Here is a 24268-nt window from a genome sequence, read left to right as displayed (position 1 = left end):
CACGGCAGTTACCGGTCGCGGCCGTACGACACCGGAAACAGCTCCACGTTCCCAGGTAGCCGCCCCCGCGGCCACCGGAACGCGGGCCTTCACTCCCGTCCGGCTCTGACCGCCACCCCCATCACATCCCGGGCATGCCGCCCCGGCACCATCCCCAACCGCCAGGCCTGCCACCCGGCGTCCAGGTCCACCCCCCGCTCCAGCAACAGCTGATACGCCTCGATGTAGTCGTCCAGCTTCGCGTCCCGGGACGCGTGGCCGGTGCGGGAGAGCTGGGCGAGTTCCTCCTGGGCCACGGCCGCGCCGACCTCGTAGCCGCCCGGGGCGGCGTACGGCAAGAGCGTGCACCTCAGGAACTTGGCCCAGTCCTCGCCCCGGTGGTCGCCGTACGACGTGAAGAGGGCGATCGCCTCCTCGCAGAGGGTCAGGGCCTGTTGGGTACGGGCGTTTCCGGCGTCCACCACCGCGAGCTCCAGGCAGGTCCACGCCTCGCCGTGGGCGACGCCGATGCGCTGGAAGTCGGCGCGGGCGTCGACCAGGAGCTGGCGGGCGAAGCCGGAGTTGCGCAAGGAGCCGGTCTGGGCCGCGCGTTGGTCGCGGGTGACGCGGGCCGAGTGGTGGCGGGCGCACGCCAAGCCGTACACGTCCCTCATGCGCGAGAACATCGTCCTCGACCGCTCCAGTTCCCGTACCGCCTGGTCCAGGTTGCCTGTCTCCTCCAAGGCCTGGCCCAGGTAGTAGACCGTCCATGCCTCCCCGCGCGCGTCCTCGTTCTCGCGGTGGCGGGAGGCCGCCTGGCGCAGACCGGCGACCGCGGTGGACGGGTCGCCGTCGACGAGGCGGGCGCGGGCCAGCTGGGTGAGGGCCCAGGCCTCGCCGCGGGCGTCGCGGGTGCGGCCGTACAGGTCGAGGGCCTCGCGCAGTTCGCGTTCGGCGCGCGGTACGTCGCCCATACGCAGGCCCAGCTGGCCGAGCTGGAAGTGGGCCCAGGCCTCGCCGTGCACGGACTCGCCCTCGCGGTGCAGGACCAGGGCCTGGGTGAGGAGTTCCAGGGCCCGGGCGAGCCGGGAGCGGTCCCGCTCGACCGCCGCGAGCGCGTGCATCGTCCAGGCGCGGTCGGCCGCGAGGTCGGGGGAGGCCTGGAGGTCCATGGCCTCCTGGAGCTTGGCCGCCGCCTCGGTGAGGTTTCCCTGGTGGTGGAGGGTGATGCCCAGGGAACACAGCGCCCTTGCCGCGCCCGCGTCGTGGTGGGCCTCGAAGTAGAGGTCCACCACAGAGGTGAGGGTCGTGCGGGCCTTGTCCAGTTCGCCCAGCTGGCGGGCCGCGATGCCGGTGCGCCACTGGACCGAGCGGACCAGCAGGCCCTGGTCGACGGCCTGCGTCAACTCGCTGATCTCGCCCAGGCGGTAGAGGTCGCCGCGCAGGAGGCAGTAGTCGCACAGGGCGCCCAGCAGGTTCAGTACGGCTGCCTGGTTGACGCCCTCCGCCTGTCGCAGTGCCGCCGTGATGAAGCTCGACTCGTCGTCCAGCCAGCGGAGCGCGGCGTCCAGAGACGTGAAGCCGTGCGGCCCAAACTGATCTGCGCGTGTCGACGTCTTACCGTCCACCAGGCGGATCACCGAGTCCGCCAGCTCCGCGTAGTTCACGATCAGACGTTCCTGTGCCGCCGTACGCTCGGACGGCTCCTCCTCGTCCAGGAGGCGGGCCCCGGCGAAGGCCCGTACGAGATCGTGCAGGCGGTAGCGGCTGCCGCGGACGTGGTCGATGAGGCCCGCCCGGGAGAGGGCGGTCAGGTGGCGGGTGGCCTCCGGCTCGTCCGTGGCCAGCAGGGACGCCGCCGCGGCCGTGCCCAGGGAGGCGCGGCCCGCGAGGGCCAGGCGGCGCAGGAGCCGGCGTGCCATGTCCGACTGGTCCGTGTAGCGAAGCCAGAGGACTCGCTCGACCGGTTCCACCGGGCCGTACGCCGCCAGGTCGGAGGCCAGTTGGCGCGGGGTACGGGGGCCGAGGGAGGAGCCCGCGATGCGCAGGGCCAGAGGCAGTCCGCCGCACAACTCCCGTACACGGTCGGAGGATTCGGCGTCGTAGGGGCCCGAGGCGTCCTGAGCCGACGCGTTCAGCAGCTCCTCGGCGCCCCCCGCGTCCAACGCCTCGACGGGCATCTGGTGCACCCAGGCGGGGAGGTCGGCGGGCAGGTCGAGCGGTTTGCGGGCGGTGACCAGGACCAGGCTCTCGGAGCGCTCGGGGACGAGGTCCCGTACCTGCTCGGCGTCCGACGCGTCGTCCAGGACGATCGTGACCGGCAGCCCGGTCAGATGCTGGTGGTACAGCTCGCTCAGTCGCCTGACCTGCTGGTCCTGGGAGGAACGCTCGCGGAAGAGGAGCTGTTCGCGGGGTGCGCCGAGGCGGTTGAGGAGGTGGAGCAGTGCGTCGCGGGTGGTCAGCGGCGGGTCGTCCGGGCTGTCGCCGCGAAGGTCCACCACGCACGCGCCCCGGAACTGGTCCTTGAGATCGTGTGCCGCCCGGATCGCCAGCGTGCTGCGGCCGGAGCCGGGCGCGCCGTGCAGCACGACGACCGTCGGCTTCGTCTCCGTGCTCGCCCGTGCGGCGTGCACCCACTGCGCGACCCGCGACATCTCGGCCCGGCGGCCCGTGAACGGGCCTTCCGGCTCGGGAAGTTGACCGAAGGACTGCTCCAGGACACTGCGCCGCCGCGCCGCCGCGCTCTTGTCGGTGCGCCGCAGCTGGGGCGCACCCTGCTTCGCGCCCGTGGAGGCGCTGAGCACCCGCTGCTGGTCGAGGAACGGGCGGATGCCGCGCACCTCCAGCGCTGTCAGCCACTGCAGGCGCAACTGCTCGGCGCCGCCGGGCTGGCCCAGGGCGCCGGCGCGTCGGCTCGCGGCCGGCAGGTGCGAGGCCGTCACCTTGAGCACGGTGGCCGCCGCGCCCACCACCGCCACCGTGGCGCCCGCGCCGAACGCCGTCCCGGCGCCCGTATCGAGCACCAGGTCCGCGACGACGGCGGCGACCGCCGCAACGGCCGTGACCAGTAAGGACGTTCCGGCGCCCTCCCTGGCGTAGCGCTGTCCGAACGTCAGCCGTCCCGCCTCCGCCTCGTCGAGGGCCCGCGTATATGCCCCGTACTCCTCGGCGGCCGTCTCTCCCATGGCGTCGAGCGCGCCCCGCGCCCTCGACAGCAGCACAGCCCCGTCGAGGCGTCCTCCCGAGCGCCGTACCTCTTCCTCCACGGCCCGGGCCAACAGCCGCTCGGCTTCCGCCCGATGGCTGTCCCGCATGTCACGTCCCCCTCCGGCAGCAACTCCCTTGCTTATGAGTGTCCTTCGTGCGGGACGTGAAGGCGAGAGGCCCGGCGATCATTCGGGCAGGGCCGTCCCGGTCATTCACGCACAGCGTGCCCCTTGGACAGGGCGAGGAACACGCACGCGCAGGCGAGCGCCGCCTCCGCCACCGCGCAGGCCAGGGCCTGGACGAGAGGGGCGCCCGGCTGCGCGGTGGTTATGTCGAACCAGGCGTCCAGCACCGCGACCGAGGCTGTCGCCGACGCGGTCAGCCGGGCGTGCGGACTGCCGCGCAGGCCCAGCGCGGCGGTGGCCGCGCAGCCCGCCGCCATCAGCACGTCGAGTCCGACCCAGGCCACCTGCCAGTTCCGCACCTCGGCGCTCGCCGGGAGCGTACGGACGAGGAGCACCATCCACGGCACGAGCGCCACGGCGGTGGCGCCGAGCAGCACGAGAGCCCACTTGGTCCGCATCCCGGCGCGATTCGTTCCGGCACGATTCGTTCGCATGCCTCCACGATAGAACCGCAGAGGAAATTCTGCAAAGGAAATTTTGCAGAACTCGCTCTGCCGAGGGAAGCGGGCCGGGGATACTGGTCGCATGCCCGACCCCGAGCTGACCAGCCTCGAACGCACCGCCCTGTACAAGTCCCTCGGCAACCCCCTGCGCCGCCGCATCCTCGACTACCTGGGCCGGCACGGCGAGGCGAACTCCACCGTGCTCGCCCGGGAGCTCGGCGAGAGCTCCGGCACGACCAGCTACCACCTGCGCAAGCTCGCCGAGCAGCACCTCATCGAGGAGATCCCGGAGAAGTCGGGCGGCCGTGAACGCTGGTGGCGGGCCCTCCCGTTCAGCCACACCGCACCCGATCCGGCCACGATGCGCCCCGAGGAGTACGCCGCCGCCGAGGGCGTGGCACGCCTGAGGATCGAGATGGACACCGAGCTCTACCTCCGGGCCCACAAGGAGTACGCGGGGCCCGAGGGCTGGTCCCAGGTCCAGCGCTCCGGCAACTGGATGACCAGGGACGAACTCGTCGACTTCGTACGCGAGTACCGCGCGCTCCTGGACCGGTACGGCCACCCTCGTGAAGATGCCCCCGAAGGGGCACGCCAGGTGTACCTGCGCTTCTACGCTGTCCCGGAGGCCGTGGGGGAGTGGGAGAGCGAGCCGGCCGGCCCATGAGAGCAGCCTTCGAGCGGATTCGCCGCCCCCGGCCGCGAAATCGCGCGGAACGCGGGTAAGTCCTAGCGCCGGTTGTCGTCCTGATGTTCCGCAGCCTCTGGCACTTCCTCGGCGGCGGAGCCCTCTTCGTGAGACAGGCGGTAGGCAACGGCGAGTCCCCAGGGGACACCGAAAAGGAGGACGAGGGCGAGGCCGAGAACGAGTGGAGTCGGGCGTGCGGCACCGACTCCCGCACACACGACGGCCATGGCGACGCAGGTGCGGGCCAGCGGTCGGTAGAGCCCGCGGTCCAGGCGCCAGACGCGCAGGGAGGTCGCGAGCACCGTCGTCGCGCAGAGCACGACGGCCGCGCCCCCGCAGAGCGCCCAGGCCGTGGCGGCGGGGGTCCGGCCGGCGTGGGCGTGCTCGACGAGGCCGACCATCGCGGCGCCCATGGCGGCCATCGCGGCCATGAGCGGCAAGTGGACCAGCATCCACTGCACGGTGCTCGCGCGGGTGGGCCTGGGCCGCCGGTGTCCGGCGAAGTCGAAGTACGTCCACCAGGCACCGAAGCCGACGACGACGGCGACGAGCCCGACGGCGAGGGTGAGCGCGTTGGTCGGCTCGTGGGTCAGTCCGTCGACCACTCCGGTCACGGTCTCGCCGAGCACGATGATGATGAACAGCCCGAACCGTTCGGTGAGCGCGTCGGTCACGCTGAGAGCGACCGCCTGTACCGGGGTGGCCGTACCGATCATGACCGCGAACCCCACCAGGTAGACGACGGCCCAAAGGCCCCATGCCGGCACGCGGACGCCTGCGGGCAGGGCGGCGGTCGCGGCCAGGAGGATCGCGGAGACTGCCGTCCCGGTCACGAACAGCGTGCTGGGACGGTGGAATTCGGGGCTGTCACCGCGTGCGGCCAGCAGCCACAGCACCGCCAGCACGGCGAACAGCACCCCCGCGGCCACGGCGAACGCGACTCCGCGTGCGCCGCCCGCCTCGGGGATGAACGCACCCAGCGGTACGAGCACCAGGATCTGCAGCAGGAACATGATCCGGCCGCGAGCATCCTCGCGCCCGTGCAGTTCGTGGTGGAGGGTGCCGTTGAACCAGGCGATCCACACCAGCGCGAACACCGCGGCGAACTCGCCCAGCCCGTGCCAGGTCAGGTGCCCGGCCAAGTGGTGGGCGGCCTGGGCGACCAGCACGACCACCACCAGGTCGTAGAACAGTTCGAGCGGGCCGACCACCCGATCGCGCGGCTGCTCGCCGTGGGCGCGCGGAGGCTGCCACAGCTGACGGCGCAGCCGGGCCCACTGCTCGTGTCGCGAGGCCATGCGCGCAGCGTAGATCGGCTAGCGGACGAACGCCTCGGATACGGCCCACAGGCGGGCTGCGTTCTCCGGATCCAAGGCGTACGGCGCGACGCCGGCGACGGCACCGGCTCGCTCGGTGACGGGCTGGGACTGCGCACAGTCCTCGAAATAGCGGCCGGTGACGCCTTCCACCGTCGGCGAGGCGGCCAGCAGCACCGAGGTCGCGGCGCCCTGCTCCACCGTCTTCTGAGGCGGCAGCGCCAGTTCGCCCGAGGCGATGAAGTCGGCCACCTGCTGCATGTCCATGTGCCGGGCGAGGGACGTGTCCGCGATGTTGCCCGGCATCAGCGCGTTGGCGGTGATGCCGTCGTCGGCCCAGCGTTCGGCGGCACCGACGGCGAACAGGGCGTTGGCGGTCTTCGACTGCCCGTAGGAGGTCCATGGGTCGTAGGGACGGAAGCGGTAGTCCAGGTCGTCGAAGACGACCGGTGAGAAGAGGTGGCCGATGGAACTCACCGAGACGATCCGTGCGCCGTCCGCCGCCGCGAGTGCCGGGTGGAGGCCGGTGGCGAGGGCGAAGTGGCCCAGGTGGTTGACGCCGAACTGCGTTTCCCGGCCGTCAGGTGTGCGGGTGAGTTCCGGCGGGGCCATCACTCCGGCATTGTTGACCAGGATGTGCAACGGGCCTTGCCAGGCCGCCACGAACGCCGCGACCGTCGACCGGTCGGCCAGGTCGAGCCGCCCCACTGTCAACTGTCCTGAGCTGGGCGGCAGTTCCTTCTCCAGGCGCTCCGCCACGCGGGCACCCGCGTCGGTGTCCCGCACGGCCAGCGTGACGTCAGCGCCCGCCGCGGCGAGCGCCCGGGCCGTCTCCACCCCGATTCCGGAACTGGCTCCGGTCACCACGGCCCGGCGGCCGTGCAGGTCGACGCCGTCGACTGCCTCGGCGGCGGTTGTGCTTGCCCCGAACGTGTGGGGCGTCTGAGGTGCGGACATGAGGTGGATCTCCTGAACCGAATGAACCGAATGAACCGAACCGAATGAAACGAACGAAACGAATGACATGCATGAGGTGGGCCGGCCCGCCGACGGGAACCCGTGAGGCGCCGACCGGCCCTCAGCCGTTGAGCGTCCCCATGAACTCGGGTGCGTAGCGGTCGCCGGTGACCGCGCCGTGCGGGGCGACCGCCTCGATCGCGGCGATGTCGTCCGCGGTGAGAGCGACCTCGGTCGCGGCGGCGTTCTCCTCCAGGTAGCGGCGGCGCTTGGTGCCGGGGATGGCGACCGCGCCCTGGTGCTGGACCCAGGCGAGCGCCAGCTGGGAGGGCGTGACGTCCTTGGCGGAGGCGATGCGGCGGACCTCGCGGACGACGTCCAGGTTGCGGTCGAAGTTCTCGCCCTGGAAGCGGGGGTCGGTCCGGCGCCAGTCGTCCTCGGCGAAGTCGTCGGGGCTGGTGATCGAGCCGGACAGGAAGCCGCGCCCCAGCGGGGAGTAGGCGACCAGGCCGATCCCCAGTTCCGAGAGGGTGTCGCGCACTCCGTTGTGCTCGATGTCGCGCTCGAAGAGCGAGTACTCGGTCTGCACCGCGGTGAGCGGGTGCACGGCGTGGGCCCGCCGGATCGTCTCCGCGGACGCCTCGCACACGCCGATGTACCGGACCTTGCCCTCGGCGACCAGCTCGGCCAGCGCGCCGACGGTCTCCTCGATCGGCACCTTGGGGTCGATGCGGTGCAGGTAGTAAAGGTCGACGTAGTCGGTGTCCAGGTGTCGCAGCGACCGGTCGAGCGCCCGGCGTACGTACTCGGGCCGGCCATTGAGGTCGCGTACCTCGCCGTCGTCGGTGATCTCCACGCCCGTCTTGGTGGCGAGGACGGCGGCATCCCGGCGCCCGGCCAGCGCCTTGCCGACCAACTGCTCATTGACGAACGGGCCGTAGCTCTCGGCGGTGTCCAGCAAGGTGACGCCGAGTTCCAGCGCACGGTCGATGGTGGCCAGCGACTCCGTCTCGTCGGTGGCGCCGTAGAAGACGCTCATGCCCATGCAGCCGAGGCCTTGGATGCCTGCCGTAAGCCCCTGGCCGCCCAGTGCCCGCTGTTCCATGGTTCCTCCTCGGGTAACCGGCCGGGGTGGCACCTCGGCCTGACATCTCATTGACATGTGTATATTAGACGGTTCTGGGGCATATTGCATTCTTGTGTGGCTTTTCTGGACATTCAGGGCCTGTAGACGGACGCGATCATGATCGTGTGCTCGGCGTCCTCGCCTAGGTATGGAGGCCGTCGTGGTGAGTGAGCGCACCGATCCGCGCATCACGCGGACCACCGGCGCCCTGCGGCAGGCCGTCGTCGAACTCGCCTCGCGACGGCCCGTCTCCCAGATCACGGTCGCCGACCTGGCCGAGCGCGCGGGCGTGACCCGGGCGACCTTCTACAACCGCTACGGCACCGTGCTGGATCCGCTCATCGAGGTGCTCGACGCCGACCTGGAGACCGGGCACCGGCGGGAGGACCAGCGCCGCGCCGAGGGGTACCCGGGCGTGGAACTCCTTCGTCTGGCCGTCTCGGAGGTGGCCGACCACGTCGAGCGGTTCGGGGACCTCTACCGGCACGCCCTCGGCGACCCCGCGGACCGCGGTGTCTACGACGCGCTGGTGCGCCACTTCAACGAATACGCCCTGGCCTACCTGGCGCGCGGCGCGGGCCGCGGTCTTCCCGGCGTTCCCGGCATCGGCCACCACCAGGTGGTCGCGCAGTTCCTGGCGCACGGTTTCGCCGGAGCCGTCAAGGCGTGGCTCAGCGACCCGGACGTCACCCGGGAGGACCTCGTCGACGCCGCCGTGACGTGCGCACCCGCCTGGTGGGCGTCCGCGGGCGAGGCCCGGGACGCCGACAACTGCGTGTAGGCGTGGGTGGGCGTGGTCCGAAGACCGCTGTCATCTCCACACCTCGATGCCTTCCGTCCCTGGTCAGGACGTCTGCCGCCTGACCTATGCTGACGGGGTGAGCAGCGAACCGGTCCCGCCGCAGGACACCGCCGTCGAGCTGATGCGGGCGATGACGCGGCTGCGAGCGCGGCTGCGTACCGAGGCGCCGATCGACGACCTGCCGTGGAACTGGTCGCATCTGACCACGCTGCACCGGATCGTGACGGACGGTCCGATGACCGTGAGCGAGCTCGCGCAGGCCGAGCACGTACGGCGCCAGTCGATGGCGGAGACCGTGACCGCACTGCGCGACGGTGCGCTGGTCACCACCGCCAAGGACCCGAACGACGGGCGCAAGTCCCTGGTGAGCGCGACCCCCGCCGGACGGGCGCTGACCGAGCGGATCCCGGCGGCCCGTGAGGCGTGGCTGGCCGGCGTGATCGGGACCGCGCTCAGGGCCCCCGAGCGTCGGACGCTCGACAAGGCCGCCGAGATCATGAATCGCCTGGCCGACTCCGAGACTCCTTAGCGTCCTTAGCGTCCTGCCGCGCTCAGGGCGGCGAGGTCCGCGGTGCTGATGATCTCGGCCTGGCTCGGGAACACCTTCTCCACGAGGACCTGGTGCACCTCCGGGTCGGGGTCGGCGGTGGCGTCGGCCAGGAGGAACAGGCGGTAGTCCTCGTCGGCCGCCTGCCGCAGGGTCGTCAGCACCACGCCGCCGGTGGACAGCCCGGCGAGTACCAGGGTGTCCACGTTCCGGGCGCGGAGTTCGGCGCGCAGATCGGGGTCGCCGGCGAAGGCGCTGATCCGTATCTTGCGCACGGTCAGATCGCCCTCCTCGGCCTTCAGGGACTCGTGCACCGCCGTCGCGGGGGTGCCGTCGGTGAGGTACCCGGCCGCGGCGGCCTGGGAGAACGTCTTGTTGCGGGCGGGTACGGCGGCGGCGTCCTCCTCCGTGAGCGCGACGCGTACGAAGACGACGTGCGCACCGTGGGCGCGGGCCCAGTCCAGTGCCTCGCCCGCGCGGGCGAGCACGCCCTCCGGGTCGGGCACGGCGCCGAGCACGATGGGCTGGAAGTCCATCAGCAGCAGTGCGGTGCGGGCCGGGTCGATGGTGGGGGTGGTGTGCGTACCAGTGGTCATGTCGGTGGATCTGCTTTCTGTGCTGTGTGGGGGGTCTCTGGATGGGCCCGGCGCCCGGGGCCGGGCTCCGGGCGGCGTGGGTTCAGTTCGTGTGCTGCCGGTCGGCCCCGGCCAACTGGCGGTCAAGGACGGTCATGATGAGGACGAGGGCGGAGATCGCGACCAGCACCCACGCGATGAGGTGCAGGCCGCTGTCGTCCACGCCGCTGTGGAAGGCGGTGCCGGTGATCGCCGCTGAGGCGATGGACCCGAGGTAGCCGAAGGTGCGCAGCAGTCCGGAGGCGGTGCCCAGCGTGGCGGCGGGGGCCTCCTGGTAGAGGACGCTCTGGTTGGCGACCGTCCCGGCGCCGGAGGTCAGGCCGAAGACCGCGGTGACACAGATGACCACCGCCATCGGGGTGCCGCTGTCCAGGAACAGCGCGGCCACGGCGCCGACGAGGAGCAGGACAGCGCAGGCGGTCAGCGGCAGCCGCACCCCCGCCCGCCGCGACACCACCCGGGCGGTCAGGGCGGTCAGTGCGCCCATCGGCATCAGCGCGAGCCCGGCCTGGTAGGCGGAAAGGCCGCGGGCCACCTCCAGCCACTGGGTGAGCCCGTACAGGATCACGTACGTGCCCATCAGGGTCAGGCCGTTGCGCAGATAGGTGCGGGTCAGGGCTCCGTTGGTGACGAGCAGGCGTACGTCGAGGAAGGGCTGGGCGGCGCGCAGCTCCCAGCCGACCAGGGCCGCGGCGAGGACCAGGGCGGCGGCGAGCGCGGGCCGGTCGAAGTGCGGCAGCGCGGAGAGGAAGATCATCAGCGCGGTGAGCGAGCCGCCGAAGCCCAGCATGCCCAGCGGGTCGATGCGGGACGCGAAGGCGCGCGCCGAGCCGAAGCGCACCGGGTCGGGGTCCCGCGCGATCCCGGCCCACGCCAGGATCAGGGCGACGGCCGCGACCGGGATGTTGATCCAGAAAGCGGTGCGCCAGCCCGACCAGCCGATCAGTAGTCCGCCGACGGCGGGACCGATGGCGACGGTGGCGGCACCGGTGATCGACAGACCGCCGAGCACCCCGCGCGGCGGGGCCTCGTGCCCGGCCTGTTCGGCGCGGCGGCGGATCAGCAGCATCGCCGCCGGGTAACCCGCCGAGGTGCCCGCGCCGATCAGTACCCGGGCCACGATCAGTGCTGTCAGCGAGTGGGCCAGCGAGCCGACGATTCCGGCCACGAGCACCAGCGCGATACCGGCGACGAAGATCCGCCGGGGCCCGAACACCTCGGCGAGGCGCCCGGCGGCCGGCTGGGCCAGTGCGCTGGTCAGATAGAGGCTGGAGATCAGGATCGCGGTGTCCCCGACGGGGATGCGCAGGGCCGCGGCGATGGAGACCAGTGCCGTCGCGATGATCGAGCTGTTGACCGGATTGAGTGAGGCCCCCAGGTACAGCGGCGCCACAAAGCGTGCGCCGAAGGGATTGCCACGGGGCGCTCCGGCCTCGGCCGTCCGCTCCGGAGTGTGGGTGTCACCGGCGAGGGGCATGACGCGGTTCCTTCCTCCGGGGCCTGTGTGACGGGGGTGGCCTGCCAGGGCGATCACGACGCCAATACGCAGGCTGCCTGACAAAGGTAAGCAGGATGCCTGCCTATTTCAAGTTTGCCCGGGTGCGGCCGGCGGGTTCGGCCGCACCCGCGTGCGGCACCGGCTGGTGACCTCGGTGCGCGGTGGTGAGAGGTGGGTTGACGGGGGATCGGGGTGCACCTTCCGGAGTCGCGGCCGTGCGTCGTGAGAAGCTGGGCGCCATGAACCGGTTGGCTGATGTGACCTCGCCTTATCTGCTTCAGCACGCGGAGAATCCGGTCGACTGGTGGCCCTGGGTGCCAGAGGCGTTCGAGGAGGCTCGGCGCCGCGACGTACCCGTCCTGCTGTCGGTCGGTTACAGCGCGTGCCACTGGTGCCACGTCATGGCCCACGAGAGCTTCGAGGACGCCGGGACGGCGGCGTTCATGAACGAGCACTTCGTCAACGTCAAGGTCGACCGCGAGGAGCGCCCGGACGTCGACGCCGTCTACATGGAGGCCGTGCAGGCGGCGACCGGACAGGGCGGCTGGCCCATGACCGTGTTCCTCACGCCGGACGCCGAGCCCTTCTACTTCGGTACGTACTTCCCGCCCGAGCCCCGCCACGGCATGCCCTCCTTCCCGCAGGTCCTGGAGGGCGTGCACGGCGCCTGGACCGGCCGGCGGGACGAGGTCGCCGAGGTCGCGGGGAAGATCGTGCGGGATCTCGCCGAGCGGGAGATGAGTTTCGGGGACGACCAGGTGCCCGGCGAGGAGGAGCTCGCCGGAGCGCTGCTCGGGCTCACCCGGGAGTACGACGCCTCGCGCGGCGGATTCGGCGGGGCGCCCAAGTTCCCGCCGTCCATGGTGATCGAGTTCCTGCTGCGCCACCACGCGCGGACCGGCTCCGAGGGCGCCCTCCAGATGGCCGCCGACACCTGTGAGCGGATGGCGCGCGGCGGCCTCTACGACCAGCTCGGCGGTGGCTTCGCCCGCTACTCCGTCGACCGCGAGTGGGTCGTGCCGCACTTCGAGAAGATGCTGTACGACAACGCCCTGCTGTGCAGGATGTACGCCCACCTCTGGCGCGCCACCGGCTCCGAGCTCGCCCGCCGCGTCGCCCTGGAGACCGCGGACTTCATGGTGCGTGAACTCCGCACCAACGAAGGCGGGTTCGCCTCCGCCCTCGACGCCGACAGCGACGACGGGACCGGCAGGCATGTCGAGGGCGCGTACTACGTGTGGACGCCCGAGCAGCTCCGCGACGTGCTCGGCGAGGAGGACGCCGGGCTCGCCGCCCATTACTTCGGGGTGACGCCGGAGGGCACCTTCGAAGAAGGGGCCTCCGTTCTTCAACTTCCGCAGCACGAAGGCGTTTTCGACGCCGGCCGGATCGCCTCGATCCACACCCGGCTGCTCGCCGCGCGTGCCGAGCGGCCCGCCCCCGGCCGCGACGACAAGGTGGTCGCCGCCTGGAACGGGCTCGCCGTCGCCGCCCTCGCGGAGACCGGCGCCTACTTCGAGCGCCCCGACCTCGTGGACGCCGCGATCGGCGCCGCCGACCTCCTCGTGCGGCTGCACATGGACGATCGCGCACGGCTGTCCCGTACCAGCAAGGACGGTCAAGTCGGCACAAACGCGGGGGTGTTGGAGGACTACGCGGATGTCGCCGAGGGCTTCCTCGCGCTCGCGTCCGTCACGGGGGAGGGGGTCTGGCTGGAATTCGCGGGGTTCCTGCTCGACCACGTGCTCGTGCAGTTCACGGATGCCGAGTCGGGCGCACTGTACGACACGGCCGCCGACGCCGAGCAGTTGATCCGCCGGCCGCAGGATCCGACGGACAACGCCACGCCCTCCGGCTGGAGCGCGGCGGCCGGGGCGCTGCTGAGCTATGCCGCCCAGACCGGCGCCGAACTCCATCGCAACGCCGCCGAGCGGGCGTTGGGCGTGGTGAAGGCGCTCGGGCCGCGCGCGCCCCGCTTCATCGGCTGGGGTCTGGCGGTGGCCGAGGCGCTCCTGGACGGGCCGCGTGAGGTCGCGATCGTGGGGCCGGGCGACGATCCGGCCACAAAGGCCCTGCACCGTAAGGCACTTCTGGCCACCGCGCCGGGTGCCGTCGTGGCCGTGGGGGCGCCGGAGAGCGATGAGCTGCCGCTGCTTTCCGGCCGACCGTTGGTGAACGGGAAACCGGCCGCGTATGTCTGCCGTAACTTCACGTGTGACGCCCCGACGACCGATCCCGACCGGCTCGGCACGGCGCTGAGCGGCTGAAACGGCCCTTCCCCAACCGGACCAAACGCCACCGGTGTCCAGTTTGTTCAGTTACTCGACCGAGTGTGATGAAACATGCTCTTCACCGGAGCAACCCGTGTGCTTCACAGTTCACCCATAGTCTCTGCAGCGTGACGCGACCGGTGTGACTCACCGTCGCGACTGGGGGCTTTTGGGGATCTGGGGGGATCTGTTGCTCACGTCTGTCTTCATCGCTGCCGTTTCGCTGGCCTTGTTCTGGATGGCGGCCTTCACCTTGTGGTGGCAGATGCACGCGTGGCGTACGCCCGAGGTGCTCGCTTCCACCCGGTTCAGCAGTCCGGACGGCGGTGAGAGCCTGTCCTTCTCGCTGCTGCTGCCCGCGCGGCACGAGCAGGCCGTGCTCGACCACACCATCCAGCGGCTGCTGGAATCCAGCCACACCGACTTCGAGATCATCGTGATCGTCGGCCACGACGACCCTGAGACCACCGCGGTGGCCCGCAGCGCCGAGGAGCGCGACCCGCGCGTCCGTGTCGTCGTCGACCACCACGAGAAGAAGAACAAGCCGAAGGCCATGAACACGGCCCTGCCGCACTGCCGCGGCGATGTGGTCGGGGTCTTCGACGCCGAGGACCAGGTCCATCCCGAGCTGCTCGCCCACGTCGACCACGCGTTCCGCACCACGGACGCCGACGTCGTCCAGGGCGGTGTCCAGCTCATCAACTTCAACTCCAGCTGGTACAGCCTGCGCAACTGCCTGGAGTACTTCTTCTGGTTCCGCTCCCGGCTCCATCTGCACGCGCAGAAGGGATTCATCCCGCTCGGCGGCAACACCGTCTTCGTACGGACGAACGTCCTGCGGGAAGCCGACGGCTGGGACCCCAACTGCCTCGCCGAGGACTGCGACCTGGGTGTGCGGCTCTCCAGTGCCGGCAAGAAGGTCGTCGTCGCGTACGACTCCGACATGGTGACCCGGGAGGAGACCCCGGGCAGCCTGATGTCGCTGATGAAGCAGCGCACCCGGTGGAACCAGGGCTTCCTCCAGGTCTACCGGAAGAAGGACTGGAAGCAACTCCCCGGATTCGGGCAGCGGTTGCTCGCCCGCTACACGCTGATGACGCCGTACCTCCAGGCCGTCTCCGGTGTGGTCATCCCGCTCAACGTGGCCATCGCGCTCTTCCTCGACGTGCCCGTCGGCGTCGCGTTCATCACGTTCCTGCCGGCCGTGACCGCCCTGGTCACCTTCGTCTTCGAGCTCGTCGGACTGCATGACTTCGGCAAGCAGTACGGGCTCCGAGTCCGCTTCATCCACTACCTGAAGCTCATTGCCGGCGGTCCCTTCTACCAGGTGCTGCTGGCGGGCGCGGCCGTGCGTGCCGTATGGCGCGAGCAACGGGGGCGCAATGACTGGGAGTTGACCAGTCATGTCGGCGCGCATCTCACCGAAGTGATCCGAGAGGACGTTCCTGCGTGACCTCCACTCTTCCCGCGGCGACCACCACCACGGTCCCCGCGCAGCGGCCCCGTGCGCCCAAAATCATCCCCAACCCCACTCCGGGCTTGCGTTTTCGCAGCTCGCGCTCGGATCTGATCCTGTGCGCGGTGCTCCTCGCGGCGATCCTCGTCGTCCAGGGCTGGAACATCGCCGACTACCCCACCCTCAGCGACGACGAGGGCACCTATCTCGCCCAGGCGTGGGCCGTGCAGCAGGGCAAGGGCCTGGCCCACTACACATACTGGTACGACCACCCGCCGCTCGGCTGGATCCAGATAGCCGCGCTGACCTGGATCCCCGCGCACCTCAGCCCGTCGCTGATGACCGTCGGCTCGATGCGGGTCGCGATGCTGCTGATCAGCGCCATCAGCGCGATCCTCGTCTACGTCCTCGCCCGCCGGCTCTCGCTGCCGCGGTGGGCGGCCGGGCTCGCCATGCTGCTCTTCGGGCTCTCGCCGCTGTCGGTCGTCCTCCAGCGCGAGATCTTCCTGGACAACATCGCGGTGATGTGGACGCTGCTGGCGTTCTGCCTGGCGGCCTCGCCGAGCCGTCATCTCTGGCACCACTTCGGTGCGGGCATCGCGGCCGCCGCGGCCGTGCTCACCAAGGAGACGATGCTCGTCATCCTGCCCGCGCTGCTGGTCACCATGTGGCGCCACGGCCACCGTGACACCCGCAAGTTCGCGCTCACCGGAGCCATCACGGCCTGCGTCCTGATCGGCCTGGCGTATCCGCTCTTCGCCCTGCTCAAGGGCGAGTTGTTCCCGGGCTCCGGCCATGTGTCGCTGTGGGACGGCATCTCCTACCAGATGAGCCGCCCCGGCTCCGGCTTCATCCTCGACCAGGGCACCGGCTCGTACGGCGTCCTGCACTCCTGGCTGTACTACGACCGCGTGCTGCCCCTCGGCGGCCTCGCCGGCGCCCTGCTGCTCCTGGTCACCTGGCGCTGGTCGGTGACCGCGCGCGCCCTCGCCGGACCCGCCCTCACCGTGGCGATCCTCGCCCTGGTGGCACTGCGGCCGAGCGGCTACCTGCCCGCGATGTACGTCATCCAGGCGCTGCCGTTCCTCGCCCTCGTCCTCGCCGGCGGCACTGCCAGCGTCGCGCACGCGGTGCTGCGCAGGTGGCGGAGCGAGCAGGAGAAGACGTACGCCACCTGGTCGCGCCGCGGCCTTGCGGCCGTGCTCGTGGTGGCGGCGGGCGCCTATGTCGTGCCCCGCTGGTACGACGGCGACCACACCGCCGTGACCACCGACGCCAACGCCCCCTACCGGGCGGCCTCCGCGTGGCTGAAAACCGAGGTGAAGGACCCGAGGAGCACCCGGGTCCTCGTCGACGACGCGCTCTGGCTCGACCTCGTCCACGACGGATACCAGCCCGGCCTCGGCGTCATCTGGTTCTACAAGGCCGACCTCGACCCCGCGGTGACCAAGACGATGCCGCGCGGCTGGCGCGACCTCGACTACGTCGTCGCCTCCCCGACGGTGCGGCGCGACGCGGTCGACCTGCCCAACGTGAAGGCGGCGATCGAGCACTCGACGCCGGTCGCCACCTTCGGCAAGGGCGCGGACCGCATCGAGATCCGGCACATCAACGACACCACCACCACCAGTTCCGGAGGCAGTCGATGAGCAGCTTCGAAAGCTTCGAAAGCACTGTCCCGGACGAACTGGGCGATCCGGCCATACGCGCCGCCGAGGTGCCGGAGCCCGGCGCCGTCACCATCGTCGTACCGACGTTCAACGAGTCCGCGAACATCCGCGAGCTGCTGCACCAGATCACGGAGTCGGTGCCGTCCCGGCTGCCCTGCGAGGTCGTCTTCGTGGACGACTCCACGGACGACACCCCCGAGGTGATCTTCCAGGCGGCGCAGGACTGCCCGTTCCCCGTCACCGTGCTGCACCGCGACGAACCCGTGGGCGGGCTCGGCGGCGCGGTCGTGGAGGGGCTGAAGGCGGCGAGCTCCGACTGGATCGTCGTCATGGACGGCGACTGCCAGCACCCGCCGTCCCTGGTACCGGAGTTGGTCGCCTCCGGTGAGCGCGCGCACGCCGGGCTCGTCGTCGCCAGCCGCTACATCAAGGGTGGCAGCCGCGAAGGGCTCGCGGGCGGCTACCGCATCGCCGTCTCGCGCGGCGCGACCTGGCTGACCAAGACGCTCTTCCCGCGCAGGCTGCGCGGCATCAGCGACCCGATGAGCGGGTTCTTCGCGATCCGCCGCAGCGCGGTCACCGCGGACGTCCTCCAGCCGCTCGGCTACAAGATCCTCCTCGAACTCGCCGTGCGCAGCCGCCCCCGCCAGGTCACCGAGGTGCCCTTCGTCTTCCAGGACCGGTTCGCGGGCGAGTCCAAGTCGACCGCGCAGGAAGGCTTCCGGTTCCTGCGCCACCTCGTCGGGCTGCGCACCGCCTCGCCGGTCGCCCGCATGGTGGTCTTCGGACTGATCGGAGCCACCGGCTTCGTGCCGAACCTGCTCGGCCTGTACGCGCTCACCGCGGCCGGCCTGCACTACGTACCGGCGGAGATCCTCGCCAACCAGCTCGGGGTGGCCTGGAACTTCCTGCTCATCGAGCATCTCCTCTTCCGCGAACGCCGGGGGCACCGGCACTGGTGGGACCGGGCCGGCCGGTTCGCGCTGCTCGCCAACGCCGATCTGGTGCTGCGCATCCCGCTGATCGCGCTCTTCGTCGACCGCTTCGGGATGGGCGCACTCTCCGCCACCGCACTGGCCCTGGTGACGACCTTCGTCCTGCGCTTCGCGGGGACCGAAGCGCTGGTCTATCTCCCGCGCCGCAGCGGCAAGCACGCGGGCGGGAGCCGCGGCCGCACGACAAGGAGAACCGCGTGAGATACCGGGTACGACCAAGGCGGAGAACCTCACTGCTGGCCGTGGCGGGCCTGGCCGCCGGACTGCTGCTCGTCTCGCCGCAGCCCGCGTCCGCCGCCAACCTCGTCACCAACCCCGGCTTCGAGACCGCCGGCAGCGACGACATGCCGTACTGCTGGGAGAAGTCGGGCTGGGGCGACAACGACTTCACCTTCTCGACCGTCGCCGACGCCCACTCCGGCGGCAAGGCCATGAAGGTCTCGCTGACCCGGCGCGTCGACGGCGACCGCAAGGCGCTGATCACGGAGTCCGCCAGCTGCGCGCCGACGGTCACCGCGGGCAAGCAGTACGACCTCGGGCTCTGGTACAAGACGACGACTCCCGACGCCGCCATCACGCTCTTCCGGCACGACACGACGGCCGGCTGGCAGTACTGGACCGACCTCAAGACCCTGGACATGGCGGGCAGTTACACCCAGGCGAGCGTCCGGACCCCCGCTGTTCCGGCGGGCACGGACCGCATCACCTGGGGTGTCTCGGTGTACGGCACGGGCTCCGCGACCACCGACGACTACACGATGGAGCAGGTCTCCGACCCGATCCCGCCGGCCAGTTGCACCGGCACGGCCGACGAGTGCGCCAACGGCCGCTGGGACGTGCTGCCCACCCAGAACCCGGTCCGCTCCATGCACTCCGTCGTCCTCAACAACGGCAAGGTCCTGCTGATCGCCGGGTCCGGCAACAGCGAGGAGAACTTCGACGCGGGCACGTTCACCAGCGCGGTCTACGACCCGGTGAACGGCACGTACAAGACGATCCCCACGCCCAAGGACATGTTCTGCTCCGGTCACGTCCAGCTCGCCGACGGGCGGGTGCTGGTGATGAGCGGCAACAAGGCGTTCCCGGTCGCGGGCGGGCACGGGTACGAGGGATACAAGGACTCGTACATCTTCGACCCGGTCACCGAGACGTACAGCAAGACCAACGACCTGAACGACGGCCACTGGTATCCGTCCGCCACCGAGCTGGGCAACGGTGACATCATCTCGTTCGGCGGGCTGCGCGAGGACTCAACCGGTTCGGTGACCGCCGAGCGCTGGTCGGCCTCGGAGCAGCAGTGGCTGCCGCTGTGGAAGGTCAACCAGACCTGGTCGTACTGGGGTCTGTACCCGTCGATGATCCTGATGCAGGACGGCCGGCTCTTCTACTCGGGCAGCCATGTCTTCGGCAACGGCACCCCGGGCACCGGTTCGGCGATCTACGACTACGACGCCAACACCACGACGGCGATCCCGGGACTCCAGAACAAGGACGAACGCGACCAGTCCGCCAGCGTGCTGCTGCCCCCGGCCCAGGACCAGAAGGTCCTGACGCTCGGCGGCGGCAACATCGACTCCAACCCGGACGCGAACCGGCTGACCGACATCATCGACCTCAAGGCCGCCAACCCCGCGTACACCGTCGGCCCGCAGATCCCGCAGGGCACGGTGGATCTGGGCAACGGCCAGGTGGCCGAGACCGGCAACCAGGGCAAGATGTACGTCTCCGCCGTACTGCTGCCCGACGGCAAGGTCCTGGAGACGGGCGGCGGTCTGCACAACCGCGCCAACCCCGTCTACGAGGCGTCGATCTTCGACCCGGCGTCCTCGACGTTCGACCCGGTGGCCGCCGACCCGGAGGCCCGCGGCTACCACTCCTCCGCGTTCCTGCTGCCCGACGGCCGGGTGATGGCGACCGGCGACAACCCTGGCAACGGCACCTGGAACCACGACGTGTCCATCTACACCCCGCCCTACCTGCTCAAGGGCACCCGCCCGACGATCACTTCGGTGATCGACAACGAGTGGGTGTACGGGGACACACAGCGGATCACGGTCGACCGGCCCATCGTGAAGGCGGAGCTGATCCGGCCCGCCGCGGTGACGCACTCCTCCGACCCGAACCAGCGGTACGTCGATCTGCCGCTGTCCGTCGACGGCAACAACGTCGATCTGAACGTGACGAGCAACCCCAACCTGGCACCGCCCGGCTGGTACATGCTCTTCGCGGTCGACGCCAACGGCGTGCCGTCGGTGGCCAAGTGGGTGCACCTCCAGGGCCCGTCCGCGCTGGCCACGGACACCGCGTCGGCGCATGTCCACTCCTTCGCCGACTCCCTGGAGGGCACGGTCACGAAGGCGGGCAAGAAGCGCGCCGGGCAGAAGGTGAGCACCACGATCTCCGGCTGCGACCGCCACTACGGGACGGTCAACGTCTGCGTGCCGACCGTCTTCCCGGACGGCGTGAAGAAGACGACGGCCTCCCGCTGCGCCTGGCTGAAGAAGAACGACTACGGGCGCCTGAAGGTCAACGGCGAGGACGATCCCCTGGGCCTCGACCCCAGCAAGGACGGACTGGCCTGCGGGGCGAAGGATCTGGTGAAGCGTAAGTAACCTTCGAGGGCTGCTGACTGGTGCCGGTACGGCCTGGACCTGAGTCAGCTGCCGAACTCGGCGAGGGCGTGCTCCACGATGGCCTCAAGGCGGTCGTGGTGCGCGCCCTTCCAATACGCGCGCCCGCAGTCCCCGCACTGGGCGAACACGTCGTACGACCGCTGTGTGCCGCCCTCCAACTGGTGCGCGACCTGCTCCTTCGTGGCCTCCTGGAGCAGGCCGTTGCACGCCGTGCAGCGCGTCCAGGGCTTCAGCTCGGGCGCGAACCGGCCCAGTACGTCACGGAGTTGGTCGTCGGGCCGGGTGCTGTAGACGAACGCGCCCGCCCACAGCTCGCGGCGGCGCAGCAGTCCGCGGTCGCGGCTGAGCATGACACGCCGCTCGGCCGCCGAGCGGGCGGAGAGGGCCGGGTCGCCGATGTCCGTCGACTCGTACGCCGTGTCGACGCCCAGCAGTCGCAGCCGGCGGGCGAGGGTGCCGAGGTGGACGTCGAGGAGGAAGCGGAGCGGGGCGCCGGGGACCTGCTGCGGGCGCTCGACCGCGCGTACCTCCACCGACTCGCCGGCCGCCGGGATGTGCGAGAACGGCACCTGACGGCCGTCCACGACCAGGGCGCCGGCCTCCGTCAGCGGGACGCCCAGAGACTCGACGACATGGCCGAGGGTCGAGACGCCGTCGGTGACGAGGGCGGTGGCGCCCCGGCGGCGGTCGTTCGGGACGAACACCGTCAGCTCGGGGGCGAAGTCGACTTGGATCTCGGGTCCGTTCACCCGGTCAGGATGCCACGGGGCAGGGCCCCCGCCTCAGGGCTTTTCGGTGGGGAGGCCGTGTTCCAGGACGTCCATGGTGCGGTCGATGAGGGTCAGGAAATCGTCCTGATGGCCGTTCTCGGCCCAGTACAAGGAGGTCTCCATCAGGCCGCCGATGAAGGACATCGCGTAGACCCGCACCTCCAGGCTCTCCGGGTCCCGGCCGGTGCGCTCGCCGATGGCCTGGCAGAGCATGCTGCCGGTGACCGACATGCTCTCCATCATCCGCGAGCGCACCGCCGGGACCTCGGCCAGCAGCTGGGTCCGCAGCCGGGCCACCTCGGCGTCCTCCTCGATGCCGACCTGGGCGGCCTTCCGCATCACATACCGGATGGTGTCCGGCCAGGGCTCGTCGGCGGGCCGGGCCCGCACCTCCTCCATGATGAGCGGGTCGTACTCGTCCGTGAGGACGATGTCCTCCTTGGTCGGGAAGTAGCGGAAGACGGTCGACGGCGACACCTCGGCGCGCTCGGCGATCTGCTCGATCGTCGTCGCGTCGTACCCCTGCTCCAGGACCAGTGCGTACGTCGCGGTGCGGATCGCCTCGCGGGTCTTGATCTTCTTCCGCTCGCGGAGTCCCAGCTGGGGGCGGTCGGCGGGGGCGGAGGTTCGTGCGGCCGTCATGTCGCTCATTCTCCGGCATCCGCCGGAACAGTGGCCATGGCCGGGTCCTCGTCCTCCTTCTCGGAGTGCGTGACCGGGGTGTTCGGCAGGAACGCCGCGGCCAGCAGGGCGGTGACGAGGGCCGCGATGCCGCACACCAGCAGGACCAGGCTCATGCCGTGGACGTACGCGCTGTTCGCGGAGGCCACGAGATCGGCCGAGCCCGCCTTCTGGGCGACGATGTGCGCCGCGACCACGGACTCCCCGGCGGTGTCGGCCGCCTTCGCGGGCAGACCGGTGACGTCGAGGCGGTCGCGGAAGGTGCTCGCCAGCAGGCTGCCGAGGAGGGCGATGCCGATCGCGCTGCCGACCTGGCGCATCGTCATGAGGAGCCCGGCGCCGCTGCCCGCCCGGTCGCGGGGCAGGGCGCCGAGGGCGCCGTCCATCGCGGGGACGACCGAGAAGCCGAAGCCGAAGCCGGTGATCGACAGCCACAGCGCGGTGAAGCCGTAGCCCGAGTCGACCGTCGTACGGCTGCCGAGCAGCGCGGCGAAGGCCAGTACCACCAGTCCCGCGCTGACCACCGCACGGGAACCGAACCGGGCGACGACCGGCTGGGCGGCCCGGGCCGCGACGATCAGACCGCCCATCATGGGCAGCAGCCTGACGCCGGTGCCGAGGGCGTCGTGGCCGAGCACCGCCTGGAGGTACGGCGGCAGCACGAACAGCAGGCCGGACAGGACGAACATCACCAGGGTCGCCGCGAGGGTGTTGAACAGGAACCCGCGCTGGCTGAGCAGTGTCATGTCGAGCATGGGGCGCTCCACGCGCCGCTCGCGCAGCACCAGGGCGGCGATCAGGACCACGGCCGCGCCGAGCATGCCCACGATCAGCGGGTCGCCCCAGCCGCGGCCGGGTGCCTCGATGATCGCGTAGATGAGGGCGCCGAGCCCGGTCGCGGTGAGCGCGGTGGAGAGGATGTCGACCTTGGGGGAGGCGGGGTCGCGGGTCTCGGGCAGCAGGAAGACGCAGGCGGCGATGCCGATCGCGGCCATCGGGACGTTGACCAGGAAGACCGAGCCCCACCAGAAGTGGTTGAGCAGCCAGCCGCCGATGATCGGGCCGAGCGGCAGACCGAGCGACGAGGCGGCGGAGATGATGCCGACGGCCTTGGTGCGCTCGTCGGGTCCGAAGAGTGAGGGCAGCACGGACAGGGCGAGCGGCATGACCAGCGCGGCGCCGAGGCCCATCACCGTGCGGGCCGCGATGACCCAGTTCACGTCGCCGGCCAGGGAGCCCATCACGGAACCGGCGAGGAAGATGCCGAGTCCGACGACCAGCATCCGCCGCCGCCCGAACCGGTCGCCGAGCAGTCCCGCCGGGAGCATGAGGGCCGCGAAGACGATCACATACGCGTCCGCCATCCACTGCTGCTGGCCGGTGGTGGCGCCGAGTTCACCCGCCATCGTCGGCAGGGCGACGTTGAGGATCGTCGTGTCGAAGCCGAGCGTGAGCATGCTCGCGACCAGGGCCCCGAGGGCCCACCAACGGCGCGGGTCGCGCCGTACGGCATTGTCCTGAGTGACAGTAACCATGAAATGAGAGTAACTCTCAAAAGATGGTGTCTGTCAATGGGGAGGTGCTTTCAAGACATGGCAAAGGGCCGCGGCTCGTAAGCCGCGGCCCTGGAAAGAAGCTGGTGGGAGGGGGTTAACCGTGCTGGTAGGCCACCAGCGAGATCCCGACGTAGTGCACGACGAACGCCGCGAGGGTGAGGGAGTGGAAGACCTCGTGGAAGCCGAACCAGCTCGGTGACGGGTTGGGGCGCTTGATCCCGTAGATCACACCGCCCGCGCTGTAGAGCAGACCGCCGACGATCACCAGGACGAGGACGGCGATGCCGCCCGTGCGCATGAAGTCCGGGAGGAAGAAGACGGCCGCCCAGCCCATCGCGATGTAGCAGGGGGTGTAGAGCCAGCGCGGGGCGCCGACCCAGAACACCCGGAAGGCGATGCCGGCGGCCGCCGCGGCCCAGATGCTCCACAGGAGCCACTGCCCCTTGGCGCCCGGGAGCAGCAGCATCGTCAGCGGGGTGTAGGTGCCCGCGATGATCAGGAAGATGTTCGCGTGGTCGAGTCTGCGCAGTACGCCGTCCATGCGCGGGCTCCAGTTGCCGCGGTGGTAGAGCGCGCTCACCCCGAACAGCAGGCAGGCCGTCAGGGCGAAGATCCCGCACGCGATGCGGCCGCGGGTCGAGGACGCGAGCGCGGTGAGCACCAGGCCGGAGATGAGCACGGCCGGGAACATACCGAGATGCAGCCAGCCGCGGAGCTTGGGCTTGACCGGATGCGGCTGGGAGAGCGCGTCGGGACCGTGGCCGGCGGCCGGCGAGTCCGTGGGCGCGTCGGGGACGGGCGCAGTCATAGGCGGAATCCTACCTACGGAACCGTAAGTTACGTGTCAGTACGGC

The 24268-nt window shown here is 70.7% G+C and carries 19 protein-coding genes; 8 read left to right on the top strand and 11 right to left on the bottom strand.

All coding sequences use genetic code 11. From position 1 onward, the window contains the following. Positions 1 to 89 precede the first annotated feature (89 nt). On the bottom strand, positions 90 to 3293 hold the full coding sequence (locus tag OIC96_RS17340) for a tetratricopeptide repeat protein (protein WP_330306957.1): 3204 nt from the start codon (positions 3291 to 3293) through the stop codon (positions 90 to 92). 101 nt (positions 3294 to 3394) lie between these two features. Further along, on the bottom strand, positions 3395 to 3805 hold the full coding sequence (locus OIC96_RS17335) for a hypothetical protein (RefSeq protein WP_330306958.1): 411 nt from the start codon (positions 3803 to 3805) through the stop codon (positions 3395 to 3397). 91 nt (positions 3806 to 3896) lie between these two features. On the opposite strand from OIC96_RS17335, the gene OIC96_RS17330 reads away from it, so the two are divergent. Beyond that, positions 3897 to 4481, top strand: a complete 585-nt coding sequence (locus tag OIC96_RS17330) for an ArsR/SmtB family transcription factor (RefSeq protein WP_330306959.1) — start codon at positions 3897 to 3899, stop codon at positions 4479 to 4481. A gap of 62 nt (positions 4482 to 4543) precedes the next feature. Here the strand turns inward: OIC96_RS17330 and OIC96_RS17325 are convergent, their stop codons facing one another. The 3 genes from OIC96_RS17325 to OIC96_RS17315 form a co-directional block, all read right to left on the bottom strand. Next, positions 4544 to 5800, bottom strand: coding sequence for a low temperature requirement protein A (locus tag OIC96_RS17325; protein ID WP_330306960.1), 1257 nt, complete (start codon positions 5798 to 5800; stop codon positions 4544 to 4546). A gap of 18 nt (positions 5801 to 5818) precedes the next feature. Beyond that, positions 5819 to 6775, bottom strand: a complete 957-nt coding sequence (locus OIC96_RS17320; RefSeq protein WP_330306961.1) for an SDR family NAD(P)-dependent oxidoreductase — start codon at positions 6773 to 6775, stop codon at positions 5819 to 5821. A gap of 121 nt (positions 6776 to 6896) precedes the next feature. After that, positions 6897 to 7880, bottom strand: coding sequence for an aldo/keto reductase (locus tag OIC96_RS17315; RefSeq protein ID WP_330306962.1), 984 nt, complete (start codon positions 7878 to 7880; stop codon positions 6897 to 6899). Between the two features lie 184 nt (positions 7881 to 8064). Between OIC96_RS17315 and OIC96_RS17310 the strand changes: the two genes are divergently transcribed. Then, on the top strand, positions 8065 to 8682 hold the full coding sequence (locus OIC96_RS17310; protein ID WP_330306963.1) for a TetR/AcrR family transcriptional regulator: 618 nt from the start codon (positions 8065 to 8067) through the stop codon (positions 8680 to 8682). A 97-nt stretch (positions 8683 to 8779) separates the two neighbouring features. Then, positions 8780 to 9232: a MarR family winged helix-turn-helix transcriptional regulator gene (locus OIC96_RS17305; protein ID WP_330306964.1), complete on the top strand. Its 453-nt coding sequence runs from the start codon at positions 8780 to 8782 to the stop codon at positions 9230 to 9232. Positions 9233 to 9237: 5 nt separating this feature from the next. On the opposite strand, the gene OIC96_RS17300 is transcribed toward OIC96_RS17305, so the two are convergent. Together OIC96_RS17300 and OIC96_RS17295 are read right to left on the bottom strand one after the other, a co-directional pair. After that, complete coding sequence (locus OIC96_RS17300) at positions 9238 to 9846, bottom strand: cysteine hydrolase family protein (protein WP_330306965.1); 609 nt, start codon at positions 9844 to 9846, stop codon at positions 9238 to 9240. Positions 9847 to 9928: 82 nt separating this feature from the next. Further along, on the bottom strand, positions 9929 to 11362 hold the full coding sequence (locus OIC96_RS17295) for an MFS transporter (RefSeq protein ID WP_330306966.1): 1434 nt from the start codon (positions 11360 to 11362) through the stop codon (positions 9929 to 9931). 260 nt (positions 11363 to 11622) lie between these two features. Between OIC96_RS17295 and OIC96_RS17290 the strand changes: the two genes are divergently transcribed. The 5 genes from OIC96_RS17290 (at position 11623) to OIC96_RS17270 (ending at position 20386) form a co-directional block, all read left to right on the top strand. Further along, the gene (locus tag OIC96_RS17290) at positions 11623 to 13650 is read left to right on the top strand and encodes a thioredoxin domain-containing protein (RefSeq protein ID WP_330306967.1); all 2028 of its coding nucleotides are present in this window, start codon (positions 11623 to 11625) and stop codon (positions 13648 to 13650) included. A gap of 193 nt (positions 13651 to 13843) precedes the next feature. Beyond that, the gene (locus tag OIC96_RS17285; protein WP_330306968.1) at positions 13844 to 15106 is read left to right on the top strand and encodes a glycosyltransferase; all 1263 of its coding nucleotides are present in this window, start codon (positions 13844 to 13846) and stop codon (positions 15104 to 15106) included. Further along, positions 15103 to 16758 (top strand): ArnT family glycosyltransferase, encoded by a 1656-nt coding sequence (locus tag OIC96_RS17280; protein WP_330306969.1) that lies wholly within the window; start codon positions 15103 to 15105, stop codon positions 16756 to 16758. The genes OIC96_RS17285 and OIC96_RS17280 overlap by 4 nt, the downstream gene beginning before the upstream one ends. After that, positions 16755 to 17975: a glycosyltransferase family 2 protein gene (locus OIC96_RS17275; RefSeq protein ID WP_330306970.1), complete on the top strand. Its 1221-nt coding sequence runs from the start codon at positions 16755 to 16757 to the stop codon at positions 17973 to 17975. Before OIC96_RS17280 ends, OIC96_RS17275 begins: the two co-directional genes overlap by 4 nt. Positions 17976 to 18118: 143 nt before the next feature. Further along, positions 18119 to 20386 (top strand): galactose oxidase early set domain-containing protein, encoded by a 2268-nt coding sequence (locus tag OIC96_RS17270; protein ID WP_330310273.1) that lies wholly within the window; start codon positions 18119 to 18121, stop codon positions 20384 to 20386. A 44-nt stretch (positions 20387 to 20430) separates the two neighbouring features. Here OIC96_RS17270 and OIC96_RS17265 read toward each other — a convergent pair whose 3' ends face one another. From OIC96_RS17265 to trhA, 4 genes are all read right to left on the bottom strand, one after another. Further along, positions 20431 to 21156 (bottom strand): Mut7-C RNAse domain-containing protein, encoded by a 726-nt coding sequence (locus tag OIC96_RS17265; RefSeq protein WP_330306971.1) that lies wholly within the window; start codon positions 21154 to 21156, stop codon positions 20431 to 20433. 33 nt (positions 21157 to 21189) lie between these two features. Further along, positions 21190 to 21819 carry a TetR/AcrR family transcriptional regulator gene (locus OIC96_RS17260; RefSeq protein ID WP_443058321.1) on the bottom strand — a complete coding sequence of 210 codons (630 nt, stop codon included), beginning with the start codon at positions 21817 to 21819 and terminating at the stop codon, positions 21190 to 21192. Positions 21820 to 21824: 5 nt separating this feature from the next. Next, positions 21825 to 23393, bottom strand: a complete 1569-nt coding sequence (locus tag OIC96_RS17255) for an MFS transporter (protein ID WP_330306973.1) — start codon at positions 23391 to 23393, stop codon at positions 21825 to 21827. 115 nt (positions 23394 to 23508) lie between these two features. After that, positions 23509 to 24222 carry a PAQR family membrane homeostasis protein TrhA gene (gene trhA / locus OIC96_RS17250; RefSeq protein WP_330306974.1) on the bottom strand — a complete coding sequence of 238 codons (714 nt, stop codon included), beginning with the start codon at positions 24220 to 24222 and terminating at the stop codon, positions 23509 to 23511. Positions 24223 to 24268 lie beyond the last annotated feature (46 nt).

The organism is Streptomyces sp. NBC_00775 (genome assembly GCF_036347135.1).
In the GTDB taxonomy this organism is placed as follows: Bacteria; Actinomycetota; Actinomycetes; order Streptomycetales; family Streptomycetaceae; genus Streptomyces; species Streptomyces lutosisoli.
The sequence above is the reverse complement of the archived record's forward strand: the minus strand, read 5'-3'. Positions and strand labels throughout refer to the sequence as shown.

Coding starts and splice junctions, on each gene's coding strand:
- OIC96_RS17340 (WP_330306957.1), bottom strand. CDS start 3,293: ATGCGGGACAGCCATCGGGCGGAAGCCGAGCGGCTGTTGGCCCGGGCC.
- OIC96_RS17335 (WP_330306958.1), bottom strand. CDS start 3,805: ATGCGAACGAATCGTGCCGGAACGAATCGCGCCGGGATGCGGACCAAG.
- OIC96_RS17330 (WP_330306959.1), top strand. CDS start 3,897: ATGCCCGACCCCGAGCTGACCAGCCTCGAACGCACCGCCCTGTACAAG.
- OIC96_RS17325 (WP_330306960.1), bottom strand. CDS start 5,800: ATGGCCTCGCGACACGAGCAGTGGGCCCGGCTGCGCCGTCAGCTGTGG.
- OIC96_RS17320 (WP_330306961.1), bottom strand. CDS start 6,775: ATGTCCGCACCTCAGACGCCCCACACGTTCGGGGCAAGCACAACCGCC.
- OIC96_RS17315 (WP_330306962.1), bottom strand. CDS start 7,880: ATGGAACAGCGGGCACTGGGCGGCCAGGGGCTTACGGCAGGCATCCAA.
- OIC96_RS17300 (WP_330306965.1), bottom strand. CDS start 9,846: ATGACCACTGGTACGCACACCACCCCCACCATCGACCCGGCCCGCACC.
- OIC96_RS17295 (WP_330306966.1), bottom strand. CDS start 11,362: ATGCCCCTCGCCGGTGACACCCACACTCCGGAGCGGACGGCCGAGGCC.
- OIC96_RS17290 (WP_330306967.1), top strand. CDS start 11,623: ATGAACCGGTTGGCTGATGTGACCTCGCCTTATCTGCTTCAGCACGCG.
- OIC96_RS17275 (WP_330306970.1), top strand. CDS start 16,755: ATGAGCAGCTTCGAAAGCTTCGAAAGCACTGTCCCGGACGAACTGGGC.
- OIC96_RS17270 (WP_330310273.1), top strand. CDS start 18,119: ATGCCGTACTGCTGGGAGAAGTCGGGCTGGGGCGACAACGACTTCACC.
- OIC96_RS17260 (WP_443058321.1), bottom strand. CDS start 21,819: ATGACGGCCGCACGAACCTCCGCCCCCGCCGACCGCCCCCAGCTGGGA.
- OIC96_RS17255 (WP_330306973.1), bottom strand. CDS start 23,393: ATGGTTACTGTCACTCAGGACAATGCCGTACGGCGCGACCCGCGCCGT.
- trhA (WP_330306974.1), bottom strand. CDS start 24,222: ATGACTGCGCCCGTCCCCGACGCGCCCACGGACTCGCCGGCCGCCGGC.